At 65.5% G+C, this 13,166-nt stretch carries 12 protein-coding genes and 1 pseudogene; 2 read left to right on the top strand and 11 right to left on the bottom strand.

Going from position 1 to position 13,166, the window contains the following annotated elements; genetic code table 11:
* Nucleotides 1-17: 17 nt before the first annotated feature.
* The 8 genes from JDO7802_RS01155 to JDO7802_RS01120 form a co-directional block, all read right to left on the bottom strand.
* Nucleotides 18-1,445: an NAD-dependent succinate-semialdehyde dehydrogenase gene (locus JDO7802_RS01155; protein WP_245624078.1), complete on the bottom strand. Its 1,428-nt coding sequence runs from the start codon at nt 1,443-1,445 to the stop codon at nt 18-20.
* A 21-nt stretch (nt 1,446-1,466) separates the two neighbouring features.
* A complete protein-coding gene (locus tag JDO7802_RS01150; RefSeq protein ID WP_055081860.1) occupies nt 1,467-2,420 on the bottom strand; it encodes an aldose epimerase family protein in 954 nt (317 codons plus the stop codon).
* A 20-nt stretch (nt 2,421-2,440) separates the two neighbouring features.
* Entirely contained in the window at nt 2,441-3,343 is a 903-nt protein-coding gene (locus JDO7802_RS01145) for a hydroxyacid dehydrogenase (RefSeq protein ID WP_055081859.1), read from the bottom strand.
* A 68-nt stretch (nt 3,344-3,411) separates the two neighbouring features.
* Nucleotides 3,412-4,503: a Gfo/Idh/MocA family protein gene (locus JDO7802_RS01140; RefSeq protein ID WP_055081858.1), complete on the bottom strand. Its 1,092-nt coding sequence runs from the start codon at nt 4,501-4,503 to the stop codon at nt 3,412-3,414.
* On the bottom strand, nt 4,500-5,825 hold the full coding sequence (locus tag JDO7802_RS01135) for an L-fucose/L-arabinose isomerase family protein (RefSeq protein WP_055081857.1): 1,326 nt from the start codon (nt 5,823-5,825) through the stop codon (nt 4,500-4,502). The genes JDO7802_RS01140 and JDO7802_RS01135 overlap by 4 nt, the downstream gene beginning before the upstream one ends.
* A complete protein-coding gene (locus JDO7802_RS01130; protein ID WP_055081856.1) occupies nt 5,825-6,853 on the bottom strand; it encodes a tagatose 1,6-diphosphate aldolase in 1,029 nt (342 codons plus the stop codon). The genes JDO7802_RS01135 and JDO7802_RS01130 overlap by 1 nt, the downstream gene beginning before the upstream one ends.
* Nucleotides 6,850-7,692, bottom strand: coding sequence for a PfkB family carbohydrate kinase (locus JDO7802_RS01125; protein ID WP_055081855.1), 843 nt, complete (start codon nt 7,690-7,692; stop codon nt 6,850-6,852). Before JDO7802_RS01125 ends, JDO7802_RS01130 begins: the two co-directional genes overlap by 4 nt.
* Nucleotides 7,689-8,945, bottom strand: coding sequence for a cytochrome-c peroxidase (locus tag JDO7802_RS01120; RefSeq protein ID WP_245624077.1), 1,257 nt, complete (start codon nt 8,943-8,945; stop codon nt 7,689-7,691). The genes JDO7802_RS01125 and JDO7802_RS01120 overlap by 4 nt, the downstream gene beginning before the upstream one ends.
* A gap of 27 nt (nt 8,946-8,972) precedes the next feature.
* Here JDO7802_RS01120 and JDO7802_RS01115 point away from each other — a divergent pair, with 27 nt between their 5' ends.
* Nucleotides 8,973-9,440 (top strand): tetratricopeptide repeat protein, encoded by a 468-nt coding sequence (locus JDO7802_RS01115; RefSeq protein ID WP_055081853.1) that lies wholly within the window; start codon nt 8,973-8,975, stop codon nt 9,438-9,440.
* A 12-nt stretch (nt 9,441-9,452) separates the two neighbouring features.
* A complete protein-coding gene (locus tag JDO7802_RS01110) occupies nt 9,453-10,502 on the top strand; it encodes a potassium transporter TrkG (RefSeq protein WP_055081852.1) in 1,050 nt (349 codons plus the stop codon).
* Nucleotides 10,503-10,538: 36 nt separating this feature from the next.
* Here JDO7802_RS01110 and JDO7802_RS01105 read toward each other — a convergent pair whose 3' ends face one another.
* From JDO7802_RS01105 to JDO7802_RS18125, 3 genes and pseudogenes are all read right to left on the bottom strand, one after another.
* Nucleotides 10,539-11,606: a TRAP transporter substrate-binding protein gene (locus JDO7802_RS01105; protein WP_055081851.1), complete on the bottom strand. Its 1,068-nt coding sequence runs from the start codon at nt 11,604-11,606 to the stop codon at nt 10,539-10,541.
* Between the two features lie 29 nt (nt 11,607-11,635).
* Complete coding sequence (locus JDO7802_RS01100; RefSeq protein ID WP_055081850.1) at nt 11,636-12,928, bottom strand: TRAP transporter large permease; 1,293 nt, start codon at nt 12,926-12,928, stop codon at nt 11,636-11,638.
* Nucleotides 12,929-12,942: 14 nt separating this feature from the next.
* Nucleotides 12,943-13,166, bottom strand: a pseudogene (locus JDO7802_RS18125) (TRAP transporter small permease); the annotation flags it as partial.

Genomic DNA, 13,166 nt, shown 5'->3' with positions numbered 1-13,166 from the left:
AGCACCCCCGACCGACCTCAGATCCCGTCGATACAGACGTATTTCGTCTCGACGTAATCCTCCAGACCCTGCGATCCGCCTTCCTTGCCAAGCCCGCTTTCCTTCACCCCGCCGAACGGGGCTTCCACGGTGGTGATCAAGCCCGAATTGATGCCGATCATCCCGTATTGCAGCCCTTCGTTCAGGCGAAACGCCCGCCCCAGATCCGACGTGTAGGCATAGCAAGCCAGACCATAGACCGTATCGTTGGCCAGACGGATCGCCTCCTCCTCGGTCTCGAACTTGAACACCGGGGCGATGGGTCCGAAGATTTCCTCATGGGCGAACTTCATGTCCTGCGTCGCCCCCGTGATGATCGTGGGCTGGAAGAACGTGCCACCCTTCTCGTGCCGATCCCCGCCGGTGACGATCTCGCCGCCCTTGGCCTTGGCGTCGGCCACGAAATCCTCGACCTTCTCGACGGCGTCCATGTCGATCATCGGACCCTGCTCGACCCCGTCCTCGCGCCCGTCGCCGACCTTCATCGCCTCGGTCCGGGCCTTCAGCTTCGCAACGAAGGCGTCATGGATCCCCGCCTGCACATAGATGCGGTTGGCGCAGACGCAGGTCTGGCCCGCGTTGCGGAACTTCGACACCATCGCGCCGTCGATGGCCTTGTCGATATCGGCGTCGTCGAACACCACGAAGGGGGCATTGCCGCCCAACTCCATCGACACCTTCTTGACCGTATCGGCGGCCCCGCGCATCAACTCCTTGCCCACCTCAGTGGACCCGGTGAAGGTGATCTTGCGGACCGCAAAGCTCTCCATCATCGCCTTGGAGATGTCCTTGGCCGATCCGGTGACGACGTTCATGACGCCCTTGGGATACCCCGCTTCTTCACACAGCGCGCCCCATGCCAGACCGGAATACGGCGTCGCCGTCGCGGGTTTGGCCACCACGGTGCAGCCCATGGCCAATGCGGGGGCCACCTTGCGGGCCAACATGCTGCTGGGAAAGTTCCAGGGCGTGATCATGCCGACCACCCCGATGGCATGTTTTGTCACCAGAATGCGGCGCCCGTTCACGCCCGCCGGCACGATCTCGCCCTTGGCGCGGCGCGCTTCTTCGGCGAACCAGCGGACGTATTGCGCGCCGATCGCGATCTCGCCCATCGACTCAGCCATCGGCTTGCCCATCTCGACGGTCAGCAGTTCGGCGAGCTCCTTCTGGTTGTCCATCAGCGCATCGTGCAGCCTCCACAAAAGGTTGCACCGATCCATCAACGACATGTCGCGGAAGCCCGGAAACGCCTCGGTCGCCGCCGAAATCGCGCGCTCGGTCTCGGCCTTGCCGCCCTTGGGGATCGTCCCGATTACCGATCCGTCCACCGGATTGGTCACGTCGATCGTCTCGCCGCTGTCGGCCCCGACCCATTCCCCCCCGATCAGGTTTGCCTGCTTCATCCAGTCCTGAAACGCCATCTGCTATCCTTTCGCAAAGGTGAAGGTGCTCACCTGTTCATATGTCTCGCCAGGCCGCAGAACGCAGGCCGGAAAATCGTCATGGTTGGGTGCGTCGGGCCAATTCTGCGGCTCAAGGGCGACACCGGCATGGGCGCGGTACGTGCGCCCCCCGATTCCCGGCACCGGCGTGCGCAGCTTGGCCCCGTCATAGACCTGCAATCCCGGCTCCGTCGTCGCCACCGCCATCGACAGACCACGCACGCGCAACACCGCGACGTCGCGCAGCGGCACCTGTCCATCCGACAGGCAAAGGTTATGGTCCAGCAGGTCGCCGCCGGGCAATATCCGCCCGGCCCGGAAATCGAATTCTGTGCCCGCAACCTCCGCCACGCCGGTCGGGATCATCCCGTCGTCCAGTGGCAGGTATCGATCCGCCTGCACCGTCAAGGCGTGGCCCGACACATCGTCGCTGCCGTCCAGGTTCCAATAGGTGTGATGCGCCAGATTGACGATGGTGGGGGCCGCGCAGGTGGCGGAATACGCGATCCGAAGGCAGGGTCCCGGCGCACAGGTGAACCGCGCCTCGATCCGCATCGCGCCGGGGAACCCCATCTCGCCGTCCGCCAGGTCGATGGCGAAAGCGATGGTATCCGCCCCGTGGTCCACGACGTCCCACACGCGCTTGCCCGTCCCCTTCGATCCGCCGTGCAGCGTGTGGCGATCCTGGAAATTCGCATCCAGCCGATGCTCGACCCCGTCCAGCGTGAACCGCGCGTCCCCGATCCGGTTGGCAAACCGCCCCGCTGTCGCCCCCATGTAGTTCGAGTGCCCGGCCGCATAATCGGCCAGATCGGCTAGGCCCAGGACCAGCGGATGATCCACCCCGTCCAGACGCAAATCGACCAGCGCGGCCCCCCATTCGGTGAAGGTCGCCGTCAGGCCATTCCCTGTGATGATATAGCGGTTCAGGTCCATGGCATCCTCGACCCCGGCACCTAGGCCAGTCCCAGGTGCGCAGCCACCTTGCGTGCCGTCATTTCCGACACGCGGGCATTCGCCTCCGCCGTCACGCCGCCGATATGCGGCGTCAGGATCAGGTTGGGCACGCCCGCGAACGGATGATCGGTGCCCAGCGGCTCGGACGCGAAAGTATCCAGCGCGGCCCCGCCCAGATGGCCGGACGTCAGCGCGTCGCACAGCGCCGCCTCGTCTACCACACCGCCCCGTGCCGCATTGATGACCACTGCACCGGGTTTCATGGCGGCGATGACATCCGCGTCGATCATGCCCCGCGTTTCGTCCGTCAACGGCACATGAAGCGATATGACGTCCGCGGTGGTCAGCACCTCTTCTTCGGTCCCCTCCATCGCGCCGGGAAAGTCGTCGGCATAGGGGTCAGAGGCGAGAACCTTCATGCCCAGCGCCGTGCCCAGCCGCGCCGCGTCCCGCGCGATTTCACCGTATCCGATCAAACCCAGCGTCTTGCCCGCGATCTCCCGCCCCTGTCCGGCCGGTCCACGGGGCCAGTCGCCAGCCTCCATCGCCGGGCGCATCGCGTACGCGCCGCGCAACAGCATCGCCGCCGTCGTCACCACGTATTCCGCCACCGACAGCGTGTTCGCGCCCGTGGCCGGAAAGACCGCGATATCCCGTTCCGCGCATCCCTCCATATCGATATTGTCGAGGCCGACACCCAGCCGTCCGACACAGGAAAACCCGGCATAGAGCAGATCACCGCGCACCTGCGTCCGGTTGCGCACGATCAGGGCCTGCGCCATCTGCGCCTTCTCGGCCAGCTCCTCGGGGAAGTCGGGCAGGTCGGGTTGGTAGTCTATTTCGCAACGGTCCCGCAGCCAGTCGACCCACGCCTCGTCCATGAATTCGGTTATCAGTATCATCTCGTCTCCATTCAGGCATGAGGGCACCGCCCTCACACTCCCGAGGTATTTTTCACCAGAAGAAGCCCCTAGGCCCCCCGTCCCGTCAGGTCGATCGCATGGCCTGACCGCGCGGATTCCTCCGCCGCCTCGCCCACAAGGACGGACCAATAGCCATCTTCAAGCGATACTTCGGGCACCCCTGTTCCGGCGCGCACCAGATTGGTGAATCGCTGGTGCTGATAGAAGGTGGAGCCGTGGTGGTCGCCGGCAATCAGAAGTTCGGGCGGTGTGTGCACCACCTCCCTCACCTCCTCCTTCGATGCCCTGATGCTGCTGACGACTTCCGCCTCGCGCGGCTTGCCGTCGGGCGCAAATCGGGCCGGACCGGGAATGAACGCCTCCACCCGGGCTTGGGGGCCCGTGACGGCAATCGATTCCTGCCAATGCGACCCTTCGCCAAACATGCACAGATCCAGCATTCCTCTGGTTCCGTTGGCGAAATCGACGACCACATAGGCATTGTCGACGATGTCCGGAATGCCCCCGGCATAGCGTTCGTCGCGGTGGTTCACATCCACCCCCGCGCTTGCATAGACCCGCACCGGATCGGCCCGCAGCATAAGGCGCATTAGATCCCAGAAATGGCAGCATTTCTCGACCAGCGTGCCGCCCGTGCGCGCGTTGAACCGGTTCCAATCGTCGACCTTCTGCAGGAACGGAAAGCGGTGTTCCCGGATCGATACCATGCGCGGTGTTCCCACCGCGCCCTGATCTATCATCTGCATAAGCCGTTGGACGGGCGGCATGTACCGGTATTCCATCGCCACCCAGACCGGTGCCACCCGTCCCCGCGCTTGGGTCAGCAGATCGCGGCAATCGGCGGTCGTCGTCGCCAGCGGCTTCTCCACCAGGATGGGTTTGTCCGTCGCCAACAGACGCTGAACCATGCCGGCGTGCATGTCGTTGGGCGACGCGATCAGGAAGACATCCGCGACGTTCGCGGCGATCAGCGCCTCGGCATCCGCGAAACCCTGCCCGCCGGACACCGCCATGGCCGATGCGCGCATAGCTTCGTCCGGGTCGGCCACGGCGGCGACCATCGCCCCGTCCAGAAGGGCGATGTTGCGGATATGCTCCTGCCCCATCATGCCCGCCCCGATCAGGCCGTAACGGATCATGCCCCCAGCTCCAGCACCGGCACGCCCAGGCCCGCGGCCACGCCGCGCAGCGCATCGGCGTGGTCGCCGTAGGCCAGCGCCATATGATGCTCCAACCCCGACGCCATCACGTCGGCGCAGACGGCATCGGCACCACGGTCGAAGCGCACCGTCCCGCTGGTTCCGGTGTAGGCCATGGGCGCGTCGATGACCTGCCCGGTCGCGATCACGACCTGTGGCGCGCCGTAGGCCTGGCTCAGCCGGAACAGCGTTACACGCCCTCCCTTTAGGGGAAATTCCAGCAACAGAGCCTGTTTGCGGTTGGTGTGCACGGTCGCGTCGGGCGCGCGTGCCGCCATCGACACCGGGGCCTGACCGCAGTGCCAGACGACCCCCGTCTGTGCGTCCATGTCCACCAGATCGGCCAGAAAAACGGGCGCGTCGGTCACATCCTGCAGGATCGCCTGGGTCACCGCGCCGTAGACATCCGCCTCGCAGGCGCAGGGGGTGCGCGCCTCGCCCAGCATCGATACGGGTCCGCAGACCGCGCCGCCGTATTCGGTGAAGGTCTCGGGCCAGCAGCGGATTGCCATGGCATCGAAATGATACTCGGACTTCAACTGATCCAGCGCGCCCGCCAATCGAAGGGACCGGTCCAACTCCCCCTTGTCGAGCGTGTCCAGCCCGCCCAGGTCGGCAGCCTTGGCGGCATAGGGTTCGACGGCCTCGGCTGACAAGCTGCGCGCGCGGTCGAACAGGTCCGGCAGCTCCAGCTCGGTCACCTGCGCGCCGGTCAGCCTCGCAAGGTCGACCTTGTCATAAGCGCAGGTGTCGAAACCCACAGGGTGCGCGCCGATGCGCCCGATCTTCAGATCGCGGTTGATGGCTCGGGGCGCGGCGTCGGTCGGCGCGCCGCGTTTGGGCGTAAGCTCCGGCCCGGTCAGCAGCGCGTCGATGTCGATCCGATCGCCGTACGCCCAAGTGAAGCGACGATCGTTCAAACCCAACGCATGCGACAGAAGGTTCAGCCCGCAGAACGCATTGAGCCGCAGCCGACCGCCCACCCGCGGTTCCGGCACGGCCCAGATCGCGACGCGACCCCGATGGGCGACGGCGGCGCGTGTGGCGAAGGCGGCGTCGGTGAAGGTCACCTGCAATATCAACAGGACGTCCACATCGCGCGTCGCCTCCTGCGCGGCGGCATCGGCCTCCATGAGCAAGGTTCGCGGCCCGACGATCTCATGGTCCGACGCATCCAGCACGGCCAACATCGCCGCCAGCTTCTCTTCGGCAAACGGCACATCGAACGTGGGTCGCCCCAGCGGTAGAATCCCGATCCGCATCAGATGTCTCCGTAACCCTGCCGGAAGCCGGCGGTCGGATCGATGAAATCGAGCCCCCTGCCGCCATAGCAGGCATGCTCGTGCCACGGCGTCGCATGGGCATCGGTCAGGGCGTTCAGATCCTCCATGTAGGGCACCGAGTCGCGCCTCAGGCCTGCCGCCATAGCCTCCCAGTCCGGATAGGCGGCAAAGGCATCCAGCCAGATCGCGCGGCCCGCCAGATACCCCGACGCCCCAGCGGCATAGGCGTATTCCAGGACCGTCTTGAAGTCCGGCTTGCCCGCGCCCGCCGACAGCATCACCCACGGCCGCGCCGCCAGTTTGCCTATCTCGTCGAACAAGGCCTGCACCTGCGCATCGCCCCCTGTGATGCCCTTGGCCGGAACCGGGCTTTCCAGTTTGAAGACATCCACACCGTAATCCGCGCCGGCAAACGCATCGACGGATTGCAGAACGTGATCGGCGTGTTTGGTCGCCATCTCGGTGTATTCGCTGGTCTGCTCGGCGTCGCTCTCGATCGGATGGACCAGCAGCTCGAACAAGAACGGGATGTCGAAGCGCGCGCAGGCCTCTCCGGTGCGCTTGACGAAATCATGCTGCGCCGCGCGCACTTCGTCCGAAATGTCGGGCCGGTACCAGGCCAGCACCTTGACCGCATCGCCGCCCATCCGCTTGATCTTTCCCACCGACCAATCGTCGATTTCCGCGCTGAACCGACCCTGCCCGGTGTCGCGAAACTGCGAATCCTCCAGCGTCACGATCAGGCCTTTCGCGGGGTCGAATACCTGCCAGCCATGGGGGATGGCATAGTGCGGATCCATCAGCATGGCCGTGGACGACGGCTGCAACGCGCGCAGCAATTCGGTCTTCACCCGCGCCACATCTTCCCAATGTGGACCGCCGCGATGCGCCTCGACCGCCGTCTTGATGGGGGGACGTTGATCGACGGCCGTCATCTTGAAACGCCCGGCGGCGTCGGACATGCGGCGAAAGCCCATCTGTTTGCCGGGGGTGAGGGTGATCGTCATGCGGTTTCCAGTTCGTGAAGTGTCGGATAATGATCCCAGCCGCCCGCGCGCGTGCATTTCAACGCGGCGGCGGCGTTGGCGAACCGGCTTGCGGCGACCCGGTCGCGACCCTGCCCCAGCGCAAGGGCGAAGGCCCCGTGCCACAGGTCACCGGCCCCCAGCGTGTCCACCGGCGTGATGCGCGGGGCCGGCACGTGCAGCCCGTCGCCCCAACGCACCCCGTCCGGCCCGTCGGTCACGGCCACATGGCCAGGCAAGCGGACGGACGCATCGGCCAGCGCCTTGTCCAGCTGGTCTATGCCGGAGAAATCGCGCAGACCGGGTGCGCTGAACACCACGTGATCGGCCAGCGCGGCAAGGGGGGCCGGCGTGTATTTCTCGCCGTCCAGAACGCTGGGGATGCCGTTGGTCTTGGCCGCATGCAGCACGGCCTCGGCGGCTTCGGGCCAACGACAATCGGACAGGACGACGTCGGTATTCGGCACGGGCGGCGGATCGGTCGGCAGGTTCGCACCGGGGAAATTGACGATCATCCGCTCTCCGCGTCCATCGATCAGAATCGACGACAACGGCGTGCGGCCGCCCCGCGTCAGAGCGGTCTCGATGCCTCGACCGGCCAACATCGCGGCCAGTTCGTCCCCCGTCGTATCCATCCCCAGACGCGCCATCAGGGTGACATGCGCCCCCAGCCGCGCGGCCCCGACGGCGGCATTCGCAGCGCAGCCGCCGCCGATCCGGTCGAACGATGTACTGCGGTGTTTCCCTTCGGTCATCGGCAGCACGTCGACCCGGTGGACGTAATCCATCACGGCGATGCCACAGACCAGAAGGCGCGTCATCGATCTACCGCCAAACCCGACGGAACGGCATCCGGCACGCCAAGACGGCCGTATTTGCTTTTCGTCCCCTCCAACGCCCCGAGAAAGGCGACCAGATCGGCGATCTCCGTTTCCGAAAGATCAACGGGCTGAATGTCCGAATGCATCGCAACCCGCGCCATCTCCCGCGCGTCCGACCGGATCACGAAGTCGATCTCGGACAGCCAGGGCGCGTGGGGCAGGTTCGCAAGGGTCGGCTGCCAGTCCCGCAACCCGCGCGCCGGGTCAGCGTGGTGCCGAATGATGCCCGCCAGCGTGGGATAGGCCCCGTTATGACCGTAGGGCGCGGTCAGCGTCACATTGCGCAAAGACGGCGTACGAAAGCGGTAGGCATCGGCCAGATCGTCCGTTTCCGCCATGCGGCCCACGTCACGCGGCACAGGGTCCCACCGCCGGGTGCGGCCCGGCCCGAAGGGCGGCAGGGCGATGGCATGGAAATCGTGGTCGGTGAACAGCGGGCCGGCATGGCACGAGGCGCAATCGCCCTTGCCAAAGAACAGGTCGCGCCCACGGTGTTGCGCAGGCGTCAGATCGCCCGTCCCGGCGCGCCACGCGTCGTAGGGCGCATCCAGACTGCGCCATTCGGAGTTCATGAAATCGGCCAGCGCGATAGCAATATGCGCGATGCCGATGTCTTCCGAATGTTCCAATCCAAAGGCCGCCGTCAAAGCCTCGGCATAGGCCGGCACCCCCCGCACCCGTTTGGCCAGGATCGGCCAGCCCCGGTCGATGCGGTCGCTGACCGCGCCAATGACCTCGTTCTCGCCCACGTTGCCCGCCATTTCGAACTGCGCGGTCAGCGGGAAAAGGGCCTGCACCGCCAGCAGATTGGGCAGATCTTTTGGCAGCCATTCTTCCGCCGGACTGTCGTAGCCGGTGCCGTAGTCGTCGGACAACGACACCCGCCCGTCGTGAAAGAACGTCGTGAATTCGACCGCCCCCACATTCCACAGACCCTGTGCGTTGCGCGGCACGCGCTTGACGATGCCCCCCTCGACCACGCGCCGTTTCGGCCCGATGCCCACGCCCCCCTCGCCGATGCCCAGCGACACACCATCGGCGGAAAAGGTGTCGTGGTGGTGACAGGTCGCGCAGCTGATGTTGCGGTTGCCCGACAGGATCGGGTCATAGAACAGCAGTTGGCCAACTGCTGCACGGGCCTCCTCGTAGGGGTGGAACGGCACCTCTTGTGCCTTGGCAGCACCCGCCGCCACGGCCAAGGTGGCGGCAAGGAGAATGCGATGAAGACCCTTGCCCTGCTGCTGTGCCTTGCAACGCCCGCCGCGGCCGATCTGGAAAAGGCGCGCGACCTGATGGACGCCGGCGATTACGTCGCCGCGCGCGCCGCCCTTGCCCCCGCCGCCCGCTCCGGCAACGCCGAGGCCGAGGAATTGATCGGTGTGATGTACGCCCTTGGCCTGGGGGTCGAGCGTGACCCCGTGCGCGCCTTCGACTGGTACCTGCGCAGCGCGATGAAGGGGCACCCCGGCGCGCAGTCCGGCGTCGGCTGGTACTACGAAGTCGGCCTGGGCATGCCCGCCCCGGACCTGATCCGCGCCTATATGTGGTACGCGCTTAGCGCGATCGGCGGCGACCCGGACGCCGCGATCAGCCAGGAGGAGGTGATCCGCAAGATGTCGTCCGACCAGATCGCCAAGGCGCACGAGTTGATCGCCGACTACCGCGTCTGGATGTATCCATTCCGCTAGGATGACCTGGGCTTGATCACCTTCGGTGTTCTGGCGCTCGGCCTTCTCAACGGCGGCGCAAACAGCAGCTTGTTTCGCGCCGACCTGCCGGTTTTGGCCGGCAACACGCCATTGTCGCTCGCGCTGCGCGTTTTGGCATTCGCCGGATCGGTGCAGGCGCTCGGCGTTCTGGCCCTCGCTCCGGGGCTGATGCGCGACAGCGGCTGGGCCGGGCTGTGGCACGCGGTTTTCCAGTCCGGTTCCGCCTTCAACAATGCGGGTTTTACAATCATCGGCGGTGTCGCGGGGGCCCCGGCGGCGCTGCTTGTCGTCACGGCGGCTCTGTTCGTGGTCGGCGGCCTGTGCTTTGCGGCGATTTCCAACCTGCGTGGCCGCATCCTGGGGCGCGATGCACTGCACCTTCACACCCGCGTGGTCCTGGTCGGCACGGCCCTGCTTATCGTGCTGGGCTGGGCAGGCTTCGCCCTGATCGAGTGGTCCAACCCCCGCACGCTGGGCACCCACCGCGAGGGCGCGCGAGCAGGGCTGCCTTTGTTCCAGGCGCTGACGCCGCGCACCGCCGGGTTCGACGGTGTCGGCGTCGATGGGCTGACCGGGGGCGGACAGGCGCTGACCATTGTCCTGATGCTGATCGGGGCCGGGGCCACGTCCACGGGGGGCGGGCTCAAGGTCGGGACCGTCCTGCTGCTGATCGTGGCAATCGGCATCTCGGCGCGGCGCGGCGGGCCGCTGCACGCGGGCAAATGGCGCATTCCCGCACAAAGCCTGCTGCGCATCGCGCAGTTGGTCGGCGTGGCACTGGTCCTGGTCTTCGTGGCCACACTGGTGATCTGGGGATTGGGCGATCATACCTTTGCCGACACCCTGTTCGAGGCATCCTCCGCCTTTGGCACCGTCGGTCTGACGTCCGGGGTCACGCAGGCGGCGTCGGGCACGGAACGGGCGATACTGTGTTTGCTCATGTTTCTCGGTCGGATCGGCCCGCTCACGCTGGCCTGGCTGCTGGCGGCGCGCTTCATCGGACCGCCCGATACGGACGAAACCACGCTGCCGGTGTCGTAAGGGCGGGGACGCCCGATCGGATGCCCCCGCCTGTCATCAGTTCAGGTCGGCGTCGCGGCGCGCGCCCACCGATTCCTCGGCCGAGGCAATGGCGGCGCGGAAATTGGCGAGCATTTCCTCACCGCCGTCCACGTTCGACGCGAACCAGTCGTAGACTGGGGCCGCCGCTTCCTGGAACGCCGTCTTCTGCTCGGGCGTGGGCACGTAAAGGTCGCCGCCGCCGGACACGAATTCCTCGTAGGCGGCGATGGACTTGCGCTTGGGGCTGGCGAAGGTCGCCTGCTGCAGCGCCGCAAAACCGTCCACGATGACGCGTTTCATGTCATCGTCCATCGACTGAAACTTCTCGTTGTTCATGATCCAGAGCGCCGCCATATAGGCGTGCCCATCCAGCGTCATATACTGCAGGCCCGCGTCGGGGAACTTCATGCCCATGATATCGGTGATGCCGTTCTTCGACCCTTCGACCACGCCAGTCTGGAGCGAGGTGAACAATTCGGGCCACGGGATCGGCGTCGGCGACGCGCCCAGCGCGCGGACCAGTTCCTGGGGCAGGTCGGCGACCACCGTGCGGATCTTCAGGCCCTCCATGTCGCCCGGCTCGGCGATGCGGCGTTGCGTGTTGGCAAAGTTCCGCCAGCCACCGGTGTTGCCGATCGTCATCAGACGCACCGTGTCCCCGGTATCGGCAAGAATCTTGCTGCGCAGATCCTGGGTCAGATCGGTCGAGGTCAACACTTCTTCCGCGATCCGGTCATCGGACATCAAATAGGGCAGATCGAAAATCTGGACGGACGGGACGATGTTCGCCAAACCCGAAGACGTCGAAATATAAACGTCGATCGTGCCGTCGGCGACCCCCTGAATACATTCGTCCGGCGCGCCGCACAGCTGCGTTCCGATGAAAAGCTCGACCGTGATCGCGCCGTTGCTGGCGGCTTCGACGTAGTTCTTGAAGACGACCAGACCGTCGTAGTCCTCATCGTTTTCGTTGGAATTGGCGGTGGCGCGGATGTTCATGGCATGGGCGTCGGCCATTGCCATGGACGGCAGCGCGGTGACCGCGGCCAATGCGCCCGCCTTGAGGATGTTGCTCAGTTTCATTTGGTCTCTCTCCCTGTTGGACCGGTAAATCATAAAAAGCCGAAGAAGCGCGGCACGGCCAGCGAAATGGCCGGGATGTAGGTGATCAGGCCGATGACGAAGACTTCGACCGCCAGGAACGGCAGGATCGCACGCGCGATCGTCTCCACCCGCTCGCCCGAAACGGACGACGCCACGAACAGCACAAGCCCCATGGGCGGCGTCGCCAGCCCGACGGTCAGGTTGACGGACATGATGATCGCGAAATGCACCGGATCGACACCGAGCGAGGTGAAGATCGGCCCCAGGATCGGACCCAGAATGATGATCGCAGGGCCCGCGTCCAGAAACATGCCCACGATGAACAGCAACAGGTTGATCAGCAACAGCAGCACCAGCGGATTGGCCGACAGCGACAGGATCAGCTCTGCCAGCGCCTCGGGCGCGTGGGACAGGGCGACGACCGTCTTGAACGCCAGCGCCGCCCCCACCAGTAACAGAACGACCGAGGAGATGAGCGCCGCCTTGCCCAGAACGTCCGGCAGGTCGCGCCACGACATTTCCCGCAGAATGAACAACGACACGACGGCGGCATAGGCCACCGCCACGGCGCTGGCTTCCGTCGGGGTGAACACCCCGCCCAGGATCCCGCCCAAAATGATGACCGGCGTGAGCAGCGGGAAAAACGCCTTGAGCGATGCCCGCCCCTTTTCGGGCCATGTCGCGCGCCGCTTCAGGCCCGGAAAGCCGTCCGGATTGCGCCGCGCCATGACATTCGTCACAGTCATCAGCCCCGCGCCCACCAGAACGCCTGGCACGATCCCCGCCAGGAACAATGCGGCGACCGACTGCTCCATCACATAGGCATAGATGATCATGATGCCCGACGGCGGAATGATCGGCCCGATCACACTCGATGCGGCGGTGACGGCGGCGGCGAACTTGCGGGTGTAGCCTTCCTTCTCCATCGCCGGGATCAGCATCGACCCCAACGCCGAGGTGTCGGCGACGGCCGACCCCGACAGCCCGGCGAACAGCATCGACGACAGGATGTTGACCTGGGCCAACCCGGCCCGGAAGTGCCCGACGAGTGCCTGACTGAATTCGACCAGCCGCATAGTGATGCCGCCGCGATTCATCATCTCTCCGGCCAGCATGAAGAACGGGATCGCCATCAGCGGAAAACTGTCCATCCCGTTGTAAGTGTTGCGATAGAGCAAGACGAGGTCCTTCTCCTGCCCGTTGGCCCACAACAGGAAACCAGGGGCCGCCAGCAGGGCGAAGAACACCGGCAGGCCGATCATCAACAAGACAAGGAAAAGCGGCAGGAACCAGACTAGCATTGCGGCAAAGGCATCTATTCGGCTCCCACGGTGGACGTTTCGGGGATTTCCATCAAATCGTCGCGCCGCCCGGCCATGACGGCGATCTGCCGCCCGATCAACTCCACCATGACAGAGGTCATCATGGCGACCCCCACCAGCAGCGACGCCATCATCCAGCTGCGCGGAATTTTTTCCCATCCCTCGGCGGTTGGATAGAACAGCGAGGACGTTTTGAACCGGCCTGAGAACCCGGTGA

Origin of the sequence: Jannaschia donghaensis, assembly GCF_001403795.1 — a bacterium.
GTDB lineage: Bacteria > Pseudomonadota > Alphaproteobacteria > Rhodobacterales > Rhodobacteraceae > Jannaschia > Jannaschia donghaensis.
This window is presented reverse-complemented; position numbering and strand designations above follow the sequence as displayed.

What these genes read in the sequence shown, in the direction of transcription:
- JDO7802_RS01125 (WP_055081855.1), bottom strand. Translation starts at nt 7,692, where the DNA reads ATGACGCGCCTTCTGGTCTGTGGCATCGCCGTGATGGATTACGTCCAC.
- JDO7802_RS01150 (WP_055081860.1), bottom strand. Translation starts at nt 2,420, where the DNA reads ATGGACCTGAACCGCTATATCATCACAGGGAATGGCCTGACGGCGACC.
- JDO7802_RS01105 (WP_055081851.1), bottom strand. Translation starts at nt 11,606, where the DNA reads ATGAAACTGAGCAACATCCTCAAGGCGGGCGCATTGGCCGCGGTCACC.
- JDO7802_RS01100 (WP_055081850.1), bottom strand. Translation starts at nt 12,928, where the DNA reads ATGCTAGTCTGGTTCCTGCCGCTTTTCCTTGTCTTGTTGATGATCGGC.
- JDO7802_RS01155 (WP_245624078.1), bottom strand. Translation starts at nt 1,445, where the DNA reads ATGAAGCAGGCAAACCTGATCGGGGGGGAATGGGTCGGGGCCGACAGC.
- JDO7802_RS01145 (WP_055081859.1), bottom strand. Translation starts at nt 3,343, where the DNA reads ATGATACTGATAACCGAATTCATGGACGAGGCGTGGGTCGACTGGCTG.
- JDO7802_RS01115 (WP_055081853.1), top strand. Translation starts at nt 8,973, where the DNA reads ATGAAGACCCTTGCCCTGCTGCTGTGCCTTGCAACGCCCGCCGCGGCC.
- JDO7802_RS01130 (WP_055081856.1), bottom strand. Translation starts at nt 6,853, where the DNA reads ATGACGATCACCCTCACCCCCGGCAAACAGATGGGCTTTCGCCGCATG.
- JDO7802_RS01135 (WP_055081857.1), bottom strand. Translation starts at nt 5,825, where the DNA reads ATGCGGATCGGGATTCTACCGCTGGGGCGACCCACGTTCGATGTGCCG.
- JDO7802_RS01140 (WP_055081858.1), bottom strand. Translation starts at nt 4,503, where the DNA reads ATGATCCGTTACGGCCTGATCGGGGCGGGCATGATGGGGCAGGAGCAT.